The following is a 19,472-nucleotide window of genomic DNA, read 5'->3' as shown; positions in this document are numbered from 1 at the left end:
CCGGGTCGCGTGCCGCTGTTCGACGCGCCGCCCGGCGAAGTACTCCAAGCGACTTCACCGTAGCCCTTTGGTGACTCACATCACAACGTTCAGCCGCCCAGCCGGAGCCCCGCCAGCCAGACATCGGGGGTGCCCGGTCCGTCGTACGGGCCGCGGTCGGCGGGTGCCCGCGGCCGGGCGGCCCGGCGGCCGGGGAGCAGCGGGGCCAGGAACTGCCGGATCCTACGGGTGCGAGGCGGTCGTACGGGGGCGGTCATCGGAACCTCCGGCAGCCGGTGTGAGCAGGTCACCCCACCGACGAACGGCTCCTACGCGGATCGACACTCCGCGAGCCGCCGCTCCAGGAACCTCCGCTCGGCGTCGTTCTCCACGAGCTCCAGTGCCCGCTCGTAGGCCTCGGCGGCCTCCCCCTGGCGCCCGGCGCGGCGCAGCAGGTCGGCTCGGGTGGCGCAGAGCAGGTGGTAGTCGGCCAGTTCGCCCTCGCGTTCCAGCCCGGCCACCAGCGCGAGGCCCGCCTCCGGTCCCTCGGCCATGCCGACGGCGAACGCACGGTTGAGGCGGATCACGGCCGACGGCACGAACCGTTCCAGTTCGCCGTACAGCCCCGCGATGTCGGCCCAGTCGGTGTCCGCCGCGGTGGGAGCGGTGGTGTGGCAGGCGGCGATGGCGGCCTGGATCTGGTACGGGCCGGGCCGGCCGCGCCGCAGGGTGGTCTCCAGCAGGGCCACGCCCTCCTCGGCCTCCGCCCGGTTCCACGCCGTACGGTCCTGGTCCTCCGGGCTCACCGGATCACCGGCCGCGTCCACCCGCGTGGCCCGGCGGGCGTCGTGCAGCAGCAGGAGCGCGAGCAGGCCGAGCACCTCGGGCTCGTCCGGCATGAGCCGGGCCAGGACTCGGGCCAGCCGGATGGCCTCGGCGCACAGGTCGGCACGGACCCGATCGGCGCCGGACGTGGCCGCGTACCCCTCGTTGAACAGGAGGTAGAGCACGCCGAGCACGCCGGTCGTGCGTTCGGGCAGGAGATGGGCGGGCGGCACCCGGTACGGAATGCCGGCGTTGCGGATCTTCCGCTTGGCCCGCACCAGGCGCTGCGCCATGGTCGCCTCGGGGACGAGGAAGGCGTGCGCGATCTCCGGTGTGGTGAGTCCGGCGAGCGTGCGCAGGGTCAGCGCGACCCGGGCCTCGATGGGCAGGGCTGGGTGGCAGCAGGTGAAGATCAGCCGCAGCCGGTCGTCCTCCACACCGCTGTCGTGGCCTTCGACGTCGTACGACGGTTCGTTGCGCACCGGCACCACCACCTCCCTCAGTTTCTCCGCTCCCACCGCCTCGCGGCGCAGCACGTCCAGGGCGCGGTTGCGGGCGGTCGTCGTCAGCCAGGCGCCGGGGCGGCGCGGTACGCCGTCGCGCCGCCACCGGTCCAGGGCCTGGGCGAAGGCGTCCTGTGCGCACTCCTCGGCGAGGTCCCAGTCGCCGGTCACCCGGATCAGGGTGGCAAGGATCTGGCCCCATTCCTCGCGGAAGGCGGCGGCGACTGCTGCCTCGACGCCGCCCGCCCCGGAGATCCCGTTCACTCCCAGACCGGCCGCACCTCCACCGGACCGCCGCCGACGAGGGCGGAGTGCTGTGCGGCGAGCGCGATCGCCTCGTCCAGGTCGCCGGCCTCGACCAGGTCGACCGCGGCCACGTACTCCTCGCCGCCGGTGAACGGCCCGTCGCTGAGCAGGACTTCGTCGCCCAGGACGCGCACGGTGGTCGCGTCGTCCGGCGGGCGCAGGCGCACGGTGGTCCCCTTGCCGGGCCGCGCGTCCTCGTCACCCGCCGGCAGACAGACGAACAGCACGTACTTCACGGCCGTCCTTCGAGTGCCGCCGACACGTGCTCGTGGACGATCACCCAGCGCGGCCCGGTGTTGCGGTAGCCGGTGGTCACGCGCATCACCTCGTCCAGTGGATCGCCGTCCGTACGGGTGGCGCGCATCCGGACGAGAGCGTGACCGAAGGCGATGCTCTCGTCGACGTGGACGCGGAACTCCAGCACCTCGCGGGTCACGGGCCCGGTGACGGACGCGAACATGGCGTCCACCGCCTTACGGAGGGCGTCAATGCCGTGCTGCTCGTGGCCGGTGGCGAGAGGGAACGTCTCGGCGTCCGGCGCGTAGCAGGCCAGCAGACGGTCGACGTCACGCTCGGCGGCCGCCGCGGTCAGTTCGGCGTCGAGCCGACGGATCTCTCCCTCGGCGTCCTCGTCCTCCCAGAACGGGCGGACCTCCATGGCCCCGATGGCCGCCACCGGATGCCTGGCGGCGGCCTCGACGGCCTCCTCCAGGCTGTCGCACTCCAGGACGTCGAATCCGGCGACGTACTCCTTCGTCTCCGCGAACGGCCCGTCGGTGCGCAGCACCTCACCGTCGCGCACCCGGACGGTGACAGCGTCGGAGGGCAGGGCCAGCCGGTGGCCGTGCAGCCGTACGCCGCGGTCGCCGAGCTCCTCGACCCAGGGCTCGACGGGCGTCATGCCCGAGGCGTCAGCGGTGTCGTCGCCGCAGACGAGCAGCATGTACTTCATGGGTCCTCCCGGTCATCAAGAGCTTCCTACACCCCACCGACGAACGGGACCCGGCCGAATCGACATGCCGTTGGCGACAACACGCCATGAGAGTTGGTTGGATACCGTCATGACCACCGACGAGCACGCGCGGCTGATGCGGGTCAACCAGGCGAACTGGGACGCCCGTACCCCCGTCCACCTCGCCAGCCGGTTCTACGGGCTCGACCAGGACCTCGACCCCGAGCGCTGGTTCGCCGCCTTCGAGTGGGACGACCTCGGCGAGCTCACCGGCCGGGACGTGCTCCATCTGCAGTGCCACCTCGGCACCGAGACGCTCGCCTTCGCCCGGCGCGGGGCCCGGGCCGTCGGCCTCGACTTCTCCGAGGCGTCCGTGACGGCGGCGAACGACATCGCGGCGAAGGCGGGGCTCGACGTCGGCTACGTGTGCGCGAACGTGTACGACGCCGTCGAGGCCCTGGAGGGACGGCAGTTCGACGTCGTCTACACCGGCAAGGGCGCCCTGTGCTACCTGCCCGACCTGGAGCGCTGGGCGGGCGTGGTGGCCCAACTCCTGCGCCCGGGCGGCCGTTTGTACATCGTCGAGTTCCATCCCCTGCTCAACTCGCTGGGCCCCAAGCCGGCTCCCGGCGAGGGACCCGAGCTGCTGCTGCGCCACGACTACCTGGGCGGCGACGGCCCCGTCCACCGGGACGCGACCCGCACCTACACCGACGGTCCGGCCGTCGAGGGCGCCACCGACAGCTACGAGTGGATGCACGGAATAGGAGAGGTCATCGGCGCGTTGACGGGGGTGGGACTGACCGTCCGGCGCCTTCGGGAGAGCGACGAGCTGCCCTGGCAGCGCTGGCCGCAGATGGTCCGTACGCCGTCCGGATGGTGGCGGCTGCCCGAGCCGCGTATCCCCCTCCTCTACGGACTGCTGGCCAAGCGCTGAGTCCCGAATCACAGACGTGAGCGCGCATCGCGTGGTACGTTACGGCTAGCACTTGTGTACGCCCCGTTCCGGGCGCCGGTGCCAGTTCCTCTTCAACCAGCCTGATCCGCCCCCCCCCGTTCTCACGGTCGGCGCAGACGGCTTCCCAGCACCACCTCGTCGAGGGCCTCTTCCGCCCTACCCGAGGTGCTGTTCCCGCCGCCGAGGCGTGTTCTTCGCTCCGCCTCCCCTCGCGGCTTCTCCCCTTCCTTCTTCCGCATCCCGAATGCCGAACGCACTTCCGTCCTTGAAAGGACCACCCCTCATGACCACCACACTCGAACACGCCCCTGTCCAGCAGCAGGCCCCGGCCCGGGTCGCCACCGGCGTCCTCGACATCGACGCGCACGGGAAGGGGCATCTGCGCCCCCTGGACCTGCTGCCCTCGCCCACCGACCTCCAGGTCCCTCCTCAGCTGATCCGCAAGTACGGCCTGCGCAAGGGAGACCTCGTCGACGGCGTACGCGGCACCCAGCGCGCGCTCACGGAGGTCGCCCGGATCAACGGGCGCACCGCCGAGCAGCAGCGCAGCCGGCGCCACTTCCGCGACCTGACACCGCTGCACCCGCAGGAGCGGCTGCGCCTCGAACACCCGGCGGCCGGGCTCACCGGCCGCGTCGCCGACCTGATCGCCCCCGTCGGCAAGGGACAGCGCGGGCTCATCGTGGCCCCGCCCAAGACCGGCAAGACCGTCCTTCTCCAGCAGATCGCGGCCGCCGTGGCCGGCAACCACCCCGAGGCCCGGCTGATGGTCGTCCTGCTCGACGAACGCCCCGAGGAGGTCACCGACATGCAGCGCTCCGTGCGCGGGGAGGTGTACGCCTCGACCTTCGACAAGGCGCCCAAGCAGCACATCGCCCTCGCCGAACTCGTCATCGAGCGGGCCAAGCGGCTCGTCGAGGCGGGCGAGGACGTCGTCATCCTGCTCGACTCCCTGACCCGGCTGTGCCGGGCCCACAACAACGCGGCCGCCGCCGGTGGCCGCACCCTCAGCGGCGGCGTCGACGCGACCGCGCTGATCGGCCCCAAGCGGTTCTTCGGCGCCGCCCGGCTGGCCGAGGAGGGCGGCTCGCTCACCATCCTCGCCACCGCCCTGGTGGAGACCGGTTCCCGCGCCGACGACTTCTACTTCGAGGAGCTCAAGAGCACCGGCAACATGGAGCTGCGCCTGAGCCGCGACCTCGCGAGCCGCCGCGTCTTCCCGGCCGTCGAGATCAACCCCTCCGGCACCCGCCGCGAGGAACTCCTGCTCCCTGCCGCCGAGTTGACCGCGGTACGCGGTCTGCGCCGCGCCCTGCAGACCCGCGACGGCCAGCCCAGCACGGAAACCCTGCTGGAGCGGATGCGCGAAACCCCGGACAACGCGACCTTCCTGCGGCGCATCGTGCCGACGCTGCCCGTCGGCTGACACCACGCCGGCTGACGCACCACGCCGGCCGAGAGCCGTACCGACCCCCCGGAATCGCCCGCCTCACGTGTGGCATCCGGGTGCTCGCAGCCCCCTCTCGGCCAGGGCAGCGCCGTGCAGGACCGGACCGTTTCTACGTTTGCGGTATGACAATCGGATTGACTTCCCGGGTTGTTGCGTCAACCTGCGCGATCTGCGCGGCGGGCCTGCTCGCGCTCGCGCCGGCCGCTGCGGCGGCCCGTGCCGGGGCGGAGCCCGGTACGCCCGGCGCACCCGGTGGGCTGCGGACGGCGGCGCCGCATGCCTCCCTGCTGTACCGCCCCGGCACGCAGGTCCGGCCGCAGGCCGGGGCTCCCAAGGTGCCGGACGTCTCCGCAAAGTCGTGGCTGGTGGCCGACGCCGGCAGCGGTGAGGTGCTGGCCGCGCACCACGCGCACCGGAAGCTGCCGCCGGCCAGCACGCTCAAGACCCTGTTCGCCCTCACCGTGCTGCCGGTCCTCCCGGGCGGCATCCGGCACACGGTCCGGGAGAAGGAACTGAGAGGCATCGGGTCCGGCAGCAGCCGGGTCGGGGTCGCCGAGGGGCGCACGTACCGGGTCGCCGACCTGTGGCGCGGGGTGTTCCTCAACTCGGGCAACGACGCCGTGCGCGTGCTGACCGAGCTGAGCGGCGGCTGGCGCTCCACGGCCGCGCGCATGCAGGCCAAGGCCCGCTCCCTCGGTGCCCGCGACACGCGCGTGCTGTCTCCCGACGGGTACGACACGCCGGGCCAGGTGTCGTCGGCATACGACCTCGCCGTGTTCGGCCGGGCGGGGCTGCGCAACACGGACTTCGCGCGGTACTGCGGCACGGTCGAGGCACGTTTCCCGGGCGGCGGCGGATGGTCGTACAAGATCCGGAACACCAACCGGCTGCTGTCGGGCGAGAACGGCGTGAAGCCCTACCCGGGGCTGGTCGGCATCAAGAACGGCTACACCAGCAAGGCCGGCCACACGCTCGTGGCCGCCGCCCGCCGGGGCGGGCGCACGCTCGTCGTGACGGTGATGAACCCTCAGGCGGGCGGCGGCTTCGCCGTGTACGAGGAGGCCCGCGAACTGCTCGACTGGGGTTTCGACGCGGACGGGCGAGTCGATCCGGTGGGCTCGCTGGACGCGCCGCGGGTCGGTTCACCACCGGGACCGGCCACGCTGCCCGTGGCCGTGGCCGTGACGCCACCGGCCGAGGGCGAGGCCGACTGGCCGAAGACGGGCGCGATCGCCGGCGCCGCCGGGCTGGGTGCCGGTGTCATGGCACTCGTGCTGCGGTTCAAGGGCGGTCGGGCTGCGCGCAGTTGACCGACCGGCAGCCACACCAGCAGGCCGAGCGTGATCCACGTGTACGTGTTGCTGCCGAGGAAACCGTCGATGCCGGACGCGTCGTCGAACCACAGCCACACCACGCTCGTGCACAGCACCGCGTACAGGGCGCCCGCGAGCCGCGGGTGCCCGGCGCGGACCAGCACGGCGAAGGACGGCAGCAGCCAGACCAGGTGGTGCACCCAGGTGATCGGGCTGACGAGGCAGGCGGTCAGGCCGGTGAGGGCGAACGCGGTCGTCCACTCCCCCGCGGCCACCGCCCGGCGGGCGCGGATCGCCCACACGCACAGCACCAGCAGCACCGCCCCCGCCCACACCGCGCGGTCCGGTTCGCCCAGCCTGGCCAGGATTCCCTGCAGTGACTGGTTGGAGACGTAGTCCAGACGGCCCACCCGGTTCGTGTCCCACAGCGCCTCGGTCCAGTAGAAGCGTGAGGCGTCGGGCGCCACGCAGGCCGCGAGCGCCGTCGCCGCCGCGGTGACGGCCGTGGCGAGCGCGGCGGCCCGCCGGCGCCGGGCGAGCAGCAGCAGGCCGATGAAGATCAACGGAGTGAGCTTCACCGCCGAGGCGAGACCGATCCCGATCCCCGCCCAGCGGCCTGGGCCGGTGGCGAGCAGCCGGGCGTCGGCGAGCACCAGGGCCAGCAGCAGGATGTTCACCTGGCCGAAGCTGAAGGTGTCACGGAGCGGTTCGAACAGCGCGAGCGCGCAGACGCCCAGGGCACAGCCGTACCAGCCGTAGCGCCGCCAGTCCGCTCCGACGAGGATGCGCAGCACCACCGCCAGGGCGGCCAGATTGAGCAGCAGGGCGACGGCGATCGCGGCGCGCAGCGGGAGCAGCGCCATCGGCAGCATGGCGACCGCCGCGAACGGCGGATAGGTGAAGCCGTACGGCGTGCCGGGCACCCGGTAGTCGTAGATCCGTCCGCCGTGGTGGGCCCAGCTGTCCACGGCTCCGTGGTAGACGCGCAGGTCGAACCAGTCGCGCAGCAGCGGCACGGTCGCCGTGAACGCACGAGCAGCAGCCGGCCGCGGTCGGTGCGGGGACGAGGGCGGGGCAGTCTCATGCCGTACGTCCCGACGCCGGGGCCAGCTCCGCCTGGTGGGCCTGCCACAGGACGACCACGGCGAGTACGCCGCCCGAGACGGCCAGGACCAGCTGCCCGGCGTCCGCGGCACCGCCGCTCGGCAGGGCGGCGAGCGCGAGCACCCCGGTCACGGCCGCCACCCGGTGCCGTACCGACGTGCTGGGCGCGGCGGCGGCGATGAGGAACAGCCCCCACAGGGCGTACCAGGGACGGATCGCCGGACCGAGCGCGGCCACCGCCAGCAGGCTCAGGCCGAGCGCGTACACGGGCCGCAGCCGCAGCCGCAGCCATATGGCGAGGATGGCGACCACCGCGGCCACGATGCCCAGGGTGTGCCACACCGGTACGGCCAGCGGTGCCAGGTCGCTGCCGAGCCGCTCCAGAACGGCGCGAGTCGCGCGGCCGAGAAGGCTGGTGAGGGCCCAGTTCTGCGGGGAGACGGGGGTATTGAGGGCGCCTATCCAGCCGTATCCGGTCCCGGCGGCCGCCGTCGCGGCGGCCGTGGTGGCCGCGGCCGCGACGACGGTCGTCACCACGGCCCGCGCCGGGCTCCGGCCGGCGCGCACCTGAAGCACGACGACCGCGGCGAGCCCGAGGACGGCGGGTGCCTTGACCAGGGCGGCGAGTGTGACGAGCACGGCGCCCAGGACCGGCCACCGGCCCAGTGCCGCGACCAGGCCGAGGCCCAGCAGGCCGAGCATGATGGCGTCGTTGTGGGCGCCCGCGACCAGGTGCAGCAGGACCAGCGGGTTGAGGGCACCGAGCCAGAGTGCCGCGGCCGGATCCGCGCCGCTGTGCCGGGCGAGGCGGGGCAGCGCGGCCGCCATCAGGCCGACGCCGAGCAGGGCGACGAGGCGCATGCCGACGAGGCCGGCGGGGAGCTCGCCCCGGGTCAGCCCGGACAGCGCGGAGGCGAGGCCGAGGAAGACCGGGCCGTACGGCGCTCCGGTGTGCCGCCACAGCGGGGAGACCTCGTCCGCGAGCGGCCCGCCGAGCTGCGCGGGGCCGTGTGCGTAGACGTCGATGTGCGCATCCACCATGGCGCCCTGCGCGAGGTAGCTGTACACGTCACGGCTGAACAGCGGCGGCGCGACCAGCAGAGGGGCCGCCCAGACCGCGAGCACCACCATCAGCGCGCGCGGGCTCGGCGGCTCGGGGCCGCGGACCAGCCGTCCCAGCAGGGCCCAGGCGGCGATCAGCAGGACGAGGCCGAAGTACACGCCCACCAGGCCGAGCGCGGCATGGACGGAGGACGGGGAGAGCAGTTCCCGCACGGGCAGGGCGCCTGCGGTCTCGCCTCCTGCCGCGAGACAGGCGGTTCCAGCCAGACCGAGCACCTGGCAGCGGCGGAGATCGACGGGGAAAGCCATGGCCAACACTCGGGAAGCGTGTCAACGCCGAGTGGCCGGAAAACGACGCGGGACTCTCCTGGCGGCGGACTGCGTGTGACCGGCGTGTGCTCCCGACGGAACCGATGAGTTCCGCACGGCCCGCCGGTCTACCTGGTACCCGATTCCCACAGACCGGACGTGATGACCATGCCGAGCAACGCCGCGTACGCCGAGGTCGACGGCCTCACCATGTACTACGAGACGCACGGCACCGCCCGCGACACCGGGCGCCCCCTGGTGCTGCTGCACGGCGGTGTCCTCACGGTCGGCCTCGCCTTCGGGGCCGTGCTGCCCGCCCTGTCCGCCGCCCGGCACATCGTGGCTCCCGAACTGCAGGGCCACGGGCACACCGCCGACATCGACCGTGCGATCACGGTGCCGAACCTGGCCCGTGACGTGGTGGCCCTGTTGGACGAACTCGGCATCGAGCAGGCCGACTTCCTCGGCTTCAGCCTCGGCGGACTGACCGCCCTGGAGGTCGCCGTTCGCCACCCCGAACGCGTCGGACGGCTCGTGCTCGCCTCCACCCAGTACACCCAGGACGGGTACCACGAGCAGATCCTCGACCCCGCCGCCGACTCGCCGCTGCTGCCGTCCGAGGCCGACTTCAAGGAGATGGCCGACGCCTACGCGGCGGTCGCGCCCCGACCGGAGCACTTCGAGGACTTCATCGCCAAGTGCTCGGTCGCCGCGCACGGCCCGCTGCCCTGGACCGCCGACGACCTGCGGGCACTGGACGCGCCCACCCTGCTGGTCATCGGCGACACGGACTTCGTCCGCGTGGAGCACGCCGCCGAGATGCAGCGGCTGATCCCCGGGGCCCGGCTGGCCGTGCTGCCCGGCACCACGCACATGGCCCTCATGGGGAGGACGTCTCTACTGCTGCCGATGTTGGAGGAGTTCCTCGGCTGAGCAGCCCGCTCGGAACCCTCAGCGTGCTCGGAACGCTCAGAACACCGACACCCCGGTCAGCGTGGTGAAGCGGTCGAGGGCCGCCACGCCCGACACCGAGTTCCCCCGCTCGTCCAGTCCCGGACCCCACACGCACAACGTGCACCGCCCCGGCACCACCGCGATGATGCCGCCGCCCACGCCGCTCTTGCCGGGCAGGCCCACCCGGTAGGCGAACTCGCCCGCCGCGTCGTACGTCCCGCACGTCAGCATCACCGCGTTGACCTGCTTGGCCTGGCTCTGGGTGAGCAGCCGGGTGCCGTCGGCGCGGATGCCGTGCCGGGCCAGGAAGGTGGTGGCGAGGGCGAGGTCGGCGCAGGAGGCGGTGACCGAGCACTGGCGGAAGTACTGGTCGAGCAGGACCGGGACGGGGTTGTCGATGTTGCCGTACGACGCCATGAAGTGGGCGAGGGCGGCGTTGCGGTCGCCGTGGGCGGCCTCGGAGGCGGCGACCTCCTTGTCGAAGTCCAGGGTGGGGTTGCCGGACTCCGAGCGCAGGAAGGTCAGCAGTTCGCCGGCCGCGTCTCCGGTACGGGTCTGGAGGCGGTCGGTGACGACGAGCGCGCCCGCGTTGATGAACGGGTTGCGCGGGATGCCGTTCTCGTACTCCAGCTGGATGAGCGAGTTGAAGGGGTTGCCGGAGGGCTCGCGGCCCACGTGCTCCCAGAGTTCGTCGCCCTCGCGGGCCAGGTCGAGGGCGAGGGTGAAGACCTTGGTGATGGACTGCGTGGAGAACGGCTCGCGCCAGTCCCCGACTCCGTACACCGTGCCGTCCAGCTCCGCGACGGCCATGCCGAAGCTGCGCGGATCGCAGGCCGCCAGCGCCGGGATGTAGTCGGCGGGCCGGCCGTGGCCGGGCGTGCGGCCGATCTCGTGGGCGATGCGTTCCAGGACCGGCTGGAAGGTCATGGCGGAAGTCATGATCGCTATTGTGCCTCCGGGCCGGTCCTGGTGCGCGTCCCGCGGCTCAGGCCAGGGGTGAGCCGGTGCCCGCCACGATCTCCGGCCGCAGCAGGTCGGCAAGGGTGTCCGCGGGCAACAGGCCCTTCTCCAGGACGAGTTCGGCCACGCCACGACCAGTGACGAGGGCCTCCTTGGCGATGTCGGTGGCCGCCGTGTAGCCGATGTGCGGGTTGAGGGCGGTGACCAGGCCGATGGAGTTCTCCACGCTCGCGCGCAGCGCCTCGGTGTTGGCGGTGATGCCGTCGACGCAGCGTTCGGCGAGGGTGAGGCAGGCGGCCCTGAGGTGGGTGATGGACTCCGACAGGGAGTGCAGGATGATCGGCTCGAAGGCGTTCAGCTGAAGCTGTCCGGCCTCGGCGGCCATGGTGATGGTGACGTCGTTGCCGATGACCTCGAAGGCGACCTGGTTGACGACCTCGGGGATCACCGGGTTGACCTTGCCGGGCATGATGCTCGAACCGGCCTGCACCGGCGGCAGGTTGATCTCACCGAGGCCCGCGCGCGGCCCGGAGGACAGCAGCCGCAGGTCGTTGCAGCTCTTCGACAGCTTGACGGCGATCCGCTTGAGCACGCCGGACATCTGGACGAACGCGCCGCAGTCCTGGGTGGCTTCGACCAGGTTGGCGGCGGTGACCAGCTGGAGGCCGGTGATCTCGGCGAGATGACGGCGGACCGACTCGGCGTATCCGGCGGGGGCGTTGAGGCCGGTGCCGATGGCCGTGGCGCCCAGGTTGATCTCATGGATCAACTCGACTGCCTCGGCGAGACGGCTGCGGTCCTCGTCCATCATGACGGCGTATGCGGAGAACTCCTGGCCCAGCGTCATGGGCACCGCGTCCTGCAACTGTGTACGGCCCATCTTGAGAACCTCGCGGAACTCGACGGCCTTGCGCGCGTAGGCGTCCTGCAGTACGGACATCGCCTCGAGCAGTCCACGTACCGCGAAGACCGTCGCGATCTTGACGGCGGTCGGGTAGACGTCATTGGTGGACTGGCCGAGGTTGACGTCCTCGTTGGGGTGCAGGTGCCGGTACTCCCCCTTGGCGTACCCGAGCAGTTCCAACGCCCGGTTCGCGACGACCTCGTTGGCGTTCATGTTCGTCGAGGTGCCGGCGCCGCCCTGGATGACGTCGACGACGAACTGGTCGTGCAGCTTGCCGTCACGTATCTCCCGGCACGCCTCGACGATCGCGGCGGCCTTCCTCGGCTCCAGCAGCCCGAGCTCTTCGTTGGCAAGGGCGGCGGCCTCCTTGACGGCGACGAGGGCGTCGATCAGGTGCGGGTAGGCGGAGATCCGGGTGCCGGTGATGGGGAAGTTCTCGGTGGCGCGCAGGGTGTGGATGCCCCAGTACGCGTCGGCGGGGACGTCACGGTCGCCGAGGAGGTCGTGCTCGCTGCGGGTGACTGCGGTCATGAGGGTTCGGTTCCTCTTTCTGAGGGGTGAGGGTGAGCGCCCCAAGGGGCGCGGGGCTGTATCGACATGCGGCTCCGCCGCGTGGGCGCGACCAGCCACGGCACACCCGCAGCCGGCAGAACACAGCACCCCTACGTCGCTCAGCCGGCCTGCTGCCGTCAGGCGCAGGCCGACAGCGTGACCGGGTCCAGCGCCCGCACCGGCCGTACGCAGCCGACCGGTTCGCCGCCGCCGAGCAGGGGTTCCCCCGCAAACTCCGCGAGCAGCGACGGGTCAACGCCGGCCCGGGCGAGGGCAGCCGCAGCCACCGGAACCCGCGCCCGATTCGCCCCGTCAGCGATCTTCACGGCAACCGCTCGGCCATCAGCCAGCGCAGCGACGTGCACGCCCTCGAAGCCGTCCTTGGCGAGCAGCCCCGGCACGGCCCGCATCTGCGCGGCGACGTCCCGGCCGGAACCGGACGCCATCTCGGCGTGCTCGCGCATCGCGTCGGCGACCCGCGCCTCCGGGGTGCCGGGCGCGGCGGTGGTGATGCGGGCGACGGCCCGGGCGAGGCCGTTCAGGGAGATGGAGAACAGGGGCGCGCCGCAGCCGTCGACGGTCACCTGGGCGATGCGCTGCCCGGTGAGGTCCTCGACGATCTCGGCGATCGCCTGCTGGAGCGGGTGCCCGGGGTCGAGGTAGTCGTCCAGGGACCAGCCGTTGAGCCGGCTGACGTACAGCATGGCGGCGTGCTTGCCGGAGCAGTTCTGGGCGAGCCGGGAGGGCATCCTGCCGTCCCGGACCCAGTCGTCCCGGACGACGGGGTCGAAGGGCAGGTCGGGGACGTTGCGCAGATGGTCCTCGGTGAGTCCGGCGAGCTCCAGGATGCGCCGGGTGCCGGCGAGGTGGCGTTCCTCGCCGGAGTGGCTGGCCGCGGCGAGCGAGAGCAGCTCGCCGTCGAGCGGGAGCCCCGCCCGGACCATGGCGACGGCCTGGACGGGCTTGAGGGCCGAGCGGGGGTGGAACGCGGCCTCGATGTCGCCGAGCTGGAAGTGGACGTGGCCGTCGGCGTCGAGGACGACGACGGAACCGTAGTGGATGCCCTCGACGACCCCGCCGCGTATGAGGTGGGCGACGGGAGCGTGGAGGGGTTCGCGGATCAGGGGTGCGTCCGCAACAGAGCTGCTGTACATCACTGCCTGCTTCTCGGGGAGCGGCGCGTGCCTCACGCGTCGGCTCCGGTGGTGGACGTGCGCGCGGTACGGCGGCGGATGGCGAACCATCCGACGACCAGCGCCCCGACGATCAGCGGGAGGCACAGCACGGTGGTGCGGCCGGCGCCGCCGTCGGCGTACATGAGGACGAGGACGGAGGCGAGGAAGGCCAGCGTCACGAGTTCGGTCCAGGGGGAGCCAGGCAACCGGTAGCCGGGGCGGGCGAGTTCGCCCTTCTGGGACTTCTGCCAGAACATCAGGTGGCAGATCATGATCATGCCCCAGGTGGAGAGGATGCCGATCGCGGCGAAGTTGAGCACGATCTCGAACGCGTCGGCGGGGACGACGAAGTTGAGGCCGACGCCCAGGACGCAGAAGGCGCTGGTGAGCAGGATGCCGCCGTACGGGACCTTGCTGCGGCTCATCACCGACGTGAACTTGGGCGCGGAGCCGGACATCGCCATGGAGCGCAGGATGCGGCCGGTGGAGTACAGGCCGGAGTTGAGCGAGGACATGGCCGCGGTGAGGACGACCAGGTTCATCACGCCGCCCGCCGCCGGGATGCCGATGTTGGACAGCACGGTCACGAAGGGGCTCTCGCCGGACGTGTACGTGTTCCACGGCAGCAGCATCGACAGCAGGACGACCGAGCCGACGTAGAAGATGCCCACGCGCCACATGATCGAGTTGATCGCCTTCGGCATGATCTTCTCGGGGTTCTCGGTCTCGCCCGCCGTGACGCCGACCAGCTCGACGGAGGCGTAGGCGAAGACGACGCCCTGGATGATCAGCAGCATGGGCAGCAGGCCGTTGGGGAAGACGCCGCCGTGGTCGGTGATCAGGGAGGGGCCGGGGGTGGTGCCGTCCACCGGGTGCTGCGTGACCAGCAGGAAGATGCCGATACACATGAAGATGACCAGCGCGCTGACCTTGACGATGGCGAACCAGAACTCCAGTTCGCCGAAGATCTTCACCGAGATCAGGTTCACGGTGAGGACCACGGCGAGCGCGATCAGTGCGATCACCCACTGCGGGACGTCGGAGAACATGCCCCAGTAGTGGGTGTAGGTGGCCACCGCGGTGATGTCGGCGATGCCGGTGGTGGCCCAGTTGAGGAAGTACATCCAGCCCGCGGTGTACGCGCCCTTCTCGCCGAGGAACTCCCGGGCGTACGACACGAAGGCGCCGGAGGACGGGCGGTACAGGACGAGTTCGCCGAGGGCACGGACGACGAGGAAGGCGAAGATGCCGCAGACCGCGTAGGCGATGAAGAGGGAGGGCCCGGCGTCGGCGAGGCGGCCGCCGGCGCCGAGGAAGAGGCCGGTGCCGATGGCCCCGCCGATGGCGATCATGTTGACGTGCCGGGACTTCAGGGACTTGCTGTAGCCCGCGTCTCCGGCGTCGACGTGCGCGGTGTGTTTGCGGGTCGCCCCGGGTGTCGCCTCTTGGAGGTGCTGCTCGCTCACGCCTCGGGTCCGCCTTCCGTGGGGGTGTCCGTGCGCGGGGAACGCACGATGTCGGTGAGGGTCGTCTCGACGCGGTCGAGGTGGTGGGACATGGCCTCCACCGCGTCGGTCTCGGAACCGTCGATCAGCGCCTCGACGATCGCCCGGTGCTCGCGGTTGGACTGTTCCCGCCGGCCGCCCAGTTCGTTGAGGAACGCGGACTGGCGGGCCAGTGCGTCGCGGATCTCCTCGATGACCCGGCGGAAGACCGGGTTCTGGGCGGCCTCGGCCACGCCGAGGTGGAACAGGGTGTCCATCGCGACCCAGGCGGTGGTGTCGGTCTCCCGCTCCATCCGGTCCAGGAGGTGGGCCAGGTGATCCAGGTTCTCCGGGGTGCGGCGCCGGGCCGCGTACCCGGCGACCGGGATCTCGACGTGGCGGCGCACCTCCAGCAGGTCGCTGGCCGCGTAGTCGCCGAAGGTGGGGTCCTCAACGGCACTCGCGACCACGAAGGTGCCCTTGCCGGTCTTGGAGACCGTCAGCCCCATGGTCTGCAGGGCCCTGAGGGCCTCACGCAGCACGGGGCGGGAGACCTCGAGGGTGCGGCACAGCTCCGCCTCGGAGGGGAGCTTGTCGCCGATCGCGTAGTCGCCGCGCTCGATGGCGCCGCGCAGATGCCCGAGCACCGCTTCCATGGCGCTGACGCGTCGCGGGCCCTGACTGGCTGTCTGGCTGTCTGACAGGTTCACGGGAGTGATACTCCGGGGGCGTGAGGTCTCTGTCAAGGCGGCTGAAACAAGAAATTCACGGGGTGTGAGGCCTGAAAGAGACCTCACACCCCACCGGGGCGGCTACCGCTCCCGCGGAAGGTCAGCTGCTCAGCGCGCCCGTGCCCAGCAGCCCGAAGAGCAGCACACCCACGACGATCCGGTAGATCACGAAGGCGTTGAAGGAGTGCTTGGCGATGAACTTCAGCAGCCAGGCGATGGACGCGTAGGCCACGCCGAACGAGACGAGGGTCCCGACGGCGAGCGGCGCCGCGCCCACGCCGGTCCCCAGGGCGTCCTTGAGTTCGTACAGGCCGGCCCCGGTCAGGGCGGGGATGCCGAGGAAGAACGACAGCCGGGTGGCGGCCACACGGTCGAGGTCCAGGATCAGCGCCGTGGACATGGTGGCACCGGAGCGGGAGAAGCCCGGGAAGAGCAGGGCGAGGATCTGTGAACTGCCCACCAGCATGGCGTCCTTGAACGAGGTGTCGTCCTCCCCGCGCTTGTGCCGGCCCATCTGGTCCGCCGCCCACATCACCCCGCTGCCGACGATCAGCGAGCCCGCCACCACCCACAGCGAGGCGAGCGGCCCTTCGATGAGCGGCTTGGCGGCCAGGCCCACGGCCACGATCGGGACGGTCGCGCAGATCACCCACCAGGCGAACTTGTAGTCGTGGTGGTACCGCTCCTCCTTGTCGACCAGCCCGCGGCCCCACGCCGAGACGATCCGCACGATGTCCTTGAAGAAGTACACGAACACGGCGGCGATCGCCCCGACCTGGATCACGGCCGAGAACCCGACGACGGAGTCCTCGTCGACCGGGATGCCCATGAGCCCCTCGACGATCTTCAGATGGCCCGTGGAGGAGACGGGCAGGAACTCGGTCACCCCCTCGACGGCTCCGAGGACGACGGCCTGACCGACGCTGATGACGCTCATGGGATCCAGTTCTGCTCAAGGGACACAGGGGGTGGCTGGGTACGGCGAGCTCCGTCTTACTACACGCAGACGAGAGCCGAGCCGCACACAATCGCGACCCGAGTGCCCTACGCCCACACCGCCTGCGCCACCGCCACGCCCACGAAGGCGGCCCCCAGACCGGCGGCCACGCTGCCGATCGCGTTGACGGCGGCATAGAACCCCGCCCCGGCCTCGGCCAGCCGGAGGGTCTCGTACGAGAAGGTCGAGTACGTCGTCAACGCCCCGCACAGGCCAGTGCCCAGGAGCAGCTGGAGGTGGGAACCGGCGGCTCCCGAGGCGGCCGCGCCGGTCAGCACGCCGAGGATCAGACAGCCGGTGACGTTCACCGCGAAGGTGCCCCAGGGGAAGACCGAGTCGTGCCGGGACTGCACCGCCCGGTCGGTCAGGTAGCGCAGCGGGGCACCGGCCATGGCACCCGCGACGACCAGCAGCCAGTTCACAACGAGTTCTTACCCTTCGCGCCCGGAATGCCCTTTTCGTTCTCCCGTCCGACGTACCTGATGACCTCACAGTCGTCGAGGATCACCAGTCCTTCGGTGACGAGTTCGTCGAGCTGCGGCAGGAACGCCCGTACGCGCTCCTCGTCGTCCACGATCACGACGGCCACCGGCAGGTCCTCGCTCAGCGACAGCAGCCGGGAGGTGTGGATCAGGGAGGAGGCGCCGAAGCCCTCGATGCCGCGGAAGACGCTGGCGCCCGCGAGGCCGGCCGTGTGGGCGCGGTGCACGATCTCGCTGTAGAGGGGCTTGTGGTGCCAGCTGTCGTGCTCGCCGACGAAGACGGTGACGCGCAGGGCGCGGCCGGTCAGCCTCGTCATGACTGCCTCCACTTCAGGACCCGCCGGGTGGCCGCGACCGCCAGCCACACCGCCGTGAGCGCCGCGAGCAGGGTCGCGAAGAGGTACGCCAGCCCGGTGCGGGGATGGCCGGAGTCGACCAGCTTCTGGAAGTCGACCGCGTACGTCGAGAAGGTGGTGAAGCCGCCGAGCACACCGGTGCCGAAGAACGGGCGGACGAGCCGGTGGGCGGCCCACACGTCGGTGATGATCACCATGAACACGCCGATCACGGCACAGCCGACGACATTGGTCCAGAAGGTCGCCCAGGGGAACCCGCCCGGCTGGGCGGGCCACCACAGAGCGGCCACGTACCGGGCGGTGGCGCCCAGGGCACCGCCGAGCGCGACCACCGCGACGACCGGCGCCTGGCCGCGCCAGGCGGGCTGTCGGGGGGCGGGGACGCGGAGGCTGTCGGTCTCCTGGGCTGTCATGGTCGTACGTCTCCTACTCGCCGGGGCCCTGGCATGCGGGCGTGCTCCATCGCAAGTAGGGACCGTTGGCGGCACCTGAGCCGCGGTTCGGGTACGGCGGGCCCCACCGCCGCGCCGCGAGGTGATCGCGGCTGGGAAACAGGTTAACCCCGGGGTGCGCCCGGGTCACTTCGTGCTCGGCGCCTCGCAGACGGCCACGCCGGACTCCCACAGGCTGCCCAGGATCAGGTGGCCGGCGCTCTCGCAGACGCTGGTGACCATGCGGAAACCGGAGCGGCGGCGGGTGAGGTGGTGGACGATCTCGCCCTGGTCGTCGACCGCGAGGACGCCGGTCGTGCCGGAGGGGCGGAAGGGCGCGCGCACGGCGATGCGGGCGGCGGTGCGGCGGACGTCGGGGGTGCCGCGGTGCAGCAGGTCCAGGGGCGGGACGCGGGGTCCGGCCAGCGAGACCCAGATCGGGGAGTCCGGTGCGCCGCGCCAGAGGTTGTCGGGCATGCCCGGGAGGTTCTCGACGAAGGGTTCGCCGCGGCCCGCCTTCGGACCGGTGAGCCAGTAGCGGGTCAGCCGGTAGGCGCCCGTCTCGGCGACGACCAGGAACGTCTCGTCGGCGCTCGGGGCGAGGCCGTTGGCGAACTGCAGCCCCTCCAGCAGGACTTCGGGCTCGTCACTGCCCGGGGCCAGGCGCAGCAGCCGGCCGGTGCCGGTGCGCTCGACGAGGTCGCCGATCCACTCCTCCAAGGGGTAGCGGCGGCTGGAGACGGTGAAGTACACGGTTCCGTCGGACAGGGCGACCACGTTGCTGCAGAACCGCAGCCGCTCCCCCGCCACCGAGTCGGCGATCACCCGTACCGTGCCGTCGGTGAGGTCCACCCCCAGCAGTCCGCGTTCCGCGTCGCACACCAACAGGGCGTCGTCGGGGAGGAGGTGGAGGCCCAGTGGCCTGCCGCCGGTCCTGGTGAGCACCTCGACGTGGGTCGCGCCGGGGTCTGTCAGGCCCTCCAGGCGCAGGATCCGGCCGTCCTCGACGCCGGTCAGCACCCGGCCGCGGGCGTCGGCCACCACGTCCTCGGGGCCGCGGCCGCCGATCGCGACGTAGTGGCGGGGAACCAGAGCCGTGGGACGGTTCATGCGCGCCTGCCCTTCGCTGCCGGAGGACGATCCTCCTCGCAGGCGTGTACCCGCGCCGGCCCGGCGCCTACCAACCCTTCTCGAACATGCGTGCCACCTCGGCGATCCGTACCTCGTCGCGCCGGTAGTGGGTGCGGCGCCGGATCCGCCTGGTGCGCAGCAGGCCGATGTCCGCGAGCAGGTGGAGGTGGGTCTCGGCGAGGGCGCGGGGCACTCCGAGTTTCTCGGCGACGGCGTCGGCGGTCACCCCGTCCGCCACAGGATCGCCGTGCCGCTGCGGCGGGAAGTGCGCGGCCGGGTCCTTCAGCCATTCCAGGATGTCCAGGCGCCTCTCGCCGGTGGGAGTCCTCAGCATCGCGTTCCCCTCCGTCCGGGCTCCTAGTACAGCGTCTTCCCACTGTGGCGCAGCCAATGCCCTCGCGTACGGGACTCCGCAACCTTGTCCGGTAGCAAACTCCCTTGTGAAGCAAGGTCGTTCGGTGCGCGGGGTGCGTCCGGCGGGGGTTCCAACTGTTCGCCGTGAAGCGTGCACGAGGTCGAGTTAGCTCGATCGTGTGATGATCGGCGCCCTGGCT

20 protein-coding genes and 1 pseudogene are annotated in these 19,472 nt (G+C 71.6%); 4 read left to right on the top strand and 17 right to left on the bottom strand.

Annotated elements, in window-relative coordinates; translation table 11 throughout:
• Nucleotides 1-89: 89 nt before the first annotated feature.
• Genes AC5P09_RS38855 through AC5P09_RS38840 form a run of 4 tightly spaced genes read right to left on the bottom strand, consistent with a single transcriptional unit; the run spans nucleotide 90 to nucleotide 2,565 of the window.
• Nucleotides 90-257: a hypothetical protein gene (locus tag AC5P09_RS38855; RefSeq protein ID WP_493878408.1), complete on the bottom strand. Its 168-nt coding sequence runs from the start codon at nucleotides 255-257 to the stop codon at nucleotides 90-92.
• 51 nt (nucleotides 258-308) lie between these two features.
• A complete protein-coding gene (locus tag AC5P09_RS38850) occupies nucleotides 309-1,571 on the bottom strand; it encodes an RNA polymerase sigma factor (protein WP_493878407.1) in 1,263 nt (420 codons plus the stop codon).
• Nucleotides 1,568-1,849: a YciI family protein gene (locus tag AC5P09_RS38845; protein ID WP_493878406.1), complete on the bottom strand. Its 282-nt coding sequence runs from the start codon at nucleotides 1,847-1,849 to the stop codon at nucleotides 1,568-1,570. The genes AC5P09_RS38850 and AC5P09_RS38845 overlap by 4 nt, the downstream gene beginning before the upstream one ends.
• Nucleotides 1,846-2,565: a nuclear transport factor 2 family protein gene (locus AC5P09_RS38840; RefSeq protein ID WP_493878405.1), complete on the bottom strand. Its 720-nt coding sequence runs from the start codon at nucleotides 2,563-2,565 to the stop codon at nucleotides 1,846-1,848. The genes AC5P09_RS38845 and AC5P09_RS38840 overlap by 4 nt, the downstream gene beginning before the upstream one ends.
• Nucleotides 2,566-2,674: 109 nt before the next feature.
• On the opposite strand from AC5P09_RS38840, the gene AC5P09_RS38835 reads away from it, so the two are divergent.
• From AC5P09_RS38835 to AC5P09_RS38825, 3 genes are all read left to right on the top strand, one after another.
• Nucleotides 2,675-3,502, top strand: coding sequence for a class I SAM-dependent methyltransferase (locus tag AC5P09_RS38835; RefSeq protein WP_493878404.1), 828 nt, complete (start codon nucleotides 2,675-2,677; stop codon nucleotides 3,500-3,502).
• A 304-nt stretch (nucleotides 3,503-3,806) separates the two neighbouring features.
• Complete coding sequence (gene rho, locus AC5P09_RS38830) at nucleotides 3,807-4,949, top strand: transcription termination factor Rho (RefSeq protein WP_493878403.1); 1,143 nt, start codon at nucleotides 3,807-3,809, stop codon at nucleotides 4,947-4,949.
• Nucleotides 4,950-5,095: 146 nt separating this feature from the next.
• Nucleotides 5,096-6,283, top strand: coding sequence for a D-alanyl-D-alanine carboxypeptidase family protein (locus AC5P09_RS38825; RefSeq protein ID WP_493878402.1), 1,188 nt, complete (start codon nucleotides 5,096-5,098; stop codon nucleotides 6,281-6,283).
• 272 nt (nucleotides 6,284-6,555) lie between these two features.
• On the opposite strand, the pseudogene AC5P09_RS38820 reads toward AC5P09_RS38825, so the two are convergent.
• Together AC5P09_RS38820 and mptB are read right to left on the bottom strand one after the other, a co-directional pair.
• A pseudogene (locus AC5P09_RS38820) lies at nucleotides 6,556-7,149 on the bottom strand (glycosyltransferase family 87 protein); the annotation flags it as partial.
• A gap of 217 nt (nucleotides 7,150-7,366) precedes the next feature.
• Complete coding sequence (gene mptB, locus AC5P09_RS38815) at nucleotides 7,367-8,761, bottom strand: polyprenol phosphomannose-dependent alpha 1,6 mannosyltransferase MptB (RefSeq protein ID WP_493878401.1); 1,395 nt, start codon at nucleotides 8,759-8,761, stop codon at nucleotides 7,367-7,369.
• 162 nt (nucleotides 8,762-8,923) lie between these two features.
• On the opposite strand from mptB, the gene AC5P09_RS38810 reads away from it, so the two are divergent.
• The gene (locus tag AC5P09_RS38810) at nucleotides 8,924-9,694 is read left to right on the top strand and encodes an alpha/beta fold hydrolase (protein ID WP_493878400.1); all 771 of its coding nucleotides are present in this window, start codon (nucleotides 8,924-8,926) and stop codon (nucleotides 9,692-9,694) included.
• 36 nt (nucleotides 9,695-9,730) lie between these two features.
• On the opposite strand, the gene AC5P09_RS38805 is transcribed toward AC5P09_RS38810, so the two are convergent.
• The 11 genes from AC5P09_RS38805 to AC5P09_RS38755 all read right to left on the bottom strand — a co-directional run bounded on the left by AC5P09_RS38805 (nucleotide 9,731) and on the right by AC5P09_RS38755 (nucleotide 19,252).
• Nucleotides 9,731-10,654, bottom strand: a complete 924-nt coding sequence (locus AC5P09_RS38805; RefSeq protein WP_493878399.1) for a glutaminase — start codon at nucleotides 10,652-10,654, stop codon at nucleotides 9,731-9,733.
• Between the two features lie 46 nt (nucleotides 10,655-10,700).
• Nucleotides 10,701-12,110 carry an aspartate ammonia-lyase gene (aspA, locus tag AC5P09_RS38800; protein WP_493878398.1) on the bottom strand — a complete coding sequence of 470 codons (1,410 nt, stop codon included), beginning with the start codon at nucleotides 12,108-12,110 and terminating at the stop codon, nucleotides 10,701-10,703.
• 158 nt (nucleotides 12,111-12,268) lie between these two features.
• Nucleotides 12,269-13,285, bottom strand: coding sequence for an asparaginase (locus AC5P09_RS38795; protein ID WP_493878435.1), 1,017 nt, complete (start codon nucleotides 13,283-13,285; stop codon nucleotides 12,269-12,271).
• 32 nt (nucleotides 13,286-13,317) lie between these two features.
• Complete coding sequence (locus tag AC5P09_RS38790) at nucleotides 13,318-14,772, bottom strand: amino acid permease (protein WP_493878397.1); 1,455 nt, start codon at nucleotides 14,770-14,772, stop codon at nucleotides 13,318-13,320.
• The gene (locus AC5P09_RS38785) at nucleotides 14,769-15,446 is read right to left on the bottom strand and encodes a FadR/GntR family transcriptional regulator (RefSeq protein ID WP_493878434.1); all 678 of its coding nucleotides are present in this window, start codon (nucleotides 15,444-15,446) and stop codon (nucleotides 14,769-14,771) included. Before AC5P09_RS38785 ends, AC5P09_RS38790 begins: the two co-directional genes overlap by 4 nt.
• A gap of 175 nt (nucleotides 15,447-15,621) precedes the next feature.
• Nucleotides 15,622-16,458 (bottom strand): undecaprenyl-diphosphate phosphatase, encoded by an 837-nt coding sequence (locus AC5P09_RS38780; RefSeq protein WP_329343866.1) that lies wholly within the window; start codon nucleotides 16,456-16,458, stop codon nucleotides 15,622-15,624.
• A 107-nt stretch (nucleotides 16,459-16,565) separates the two neighbouring features.
• Nucleotides 16,566-16,940 carry a fluoride efflux transporter CrcB gene (gene crcB, locus AC5P09_RS38775; RefSeq protein WP_493878396.1) on the bottom strand — a complete coding sequence of 125 codons (375 nt, stop codon included), beginning with the start codon at nucleotides 16,938-16,940 and terminating at the stop codon, nucleotides 16,566-16,568.
• On the bottom strand, nucleotides 16,937-17,317 hold the full coding sequence (locus tag AC5P09_RS38770) for a DUF190 domain-containing protein (RefSeq protein WP_493878395.1): 381 nt from the start codon (nucleotides 17,315-17,317) through the stop codon (nucleotides 16,937-16,939). Before AC5P09_RS38770 ends, crcB (AC5P09_RS38775) begins: the two co-directional genes overlap by 4 nt.
• Nucleotides 17,314-17,769, bottom strand: a complete 456-nt coding sequence (gene crcB, locus AC5P09_RS38765) for a fluoride efflux transporter CrcB (protein WP_493878394.1) — start codon at nucleotides 17,767-17,769, stop codon at nucleotides 17,314-17,316. The genes AC5P09_RS38770 and crcB (AC5P09_RS38765) overlap by 4 nt, the downstream gene beginning before the upstream one ends.
• 165 nt (nucleotides 17,770-17,934) lie before the next feature.
• Nucleotides 17,935-18,897: an SMP-30/gluconolactonase/LRE family protein gene (locus AC5P09_RS38760; protein WP_493878393.1), complete on the bottom strand. Its 963-nt coding sequence runs from the start codon at nucleotides 18,895-18,897 to the stop codon at nucleotides 17,935-17,937.
• A 67-nt stretch (nucleotides 18,898-18,964) separates the two neighbouring features.
• Nucleotides 18,965-19,252, bottom strand: coding sequence for an ArsR family transcriptional regulator (locus AC5P09_RS38755; protein ID WP_493878392.1), 288 nt, complete (start codon nucleotides 19,250-19,252; stop codon nucleotides 18,965-18,967).
• Nucleotides 19,253-19,472: the final 220 nt, after the last annotated feature.

The organism is Streptomyces sp. a15 (genome assembly GCF_059026085.1).
This window is presented reverse-complemented; position numbering and strand designations above follow the sequence as displayed.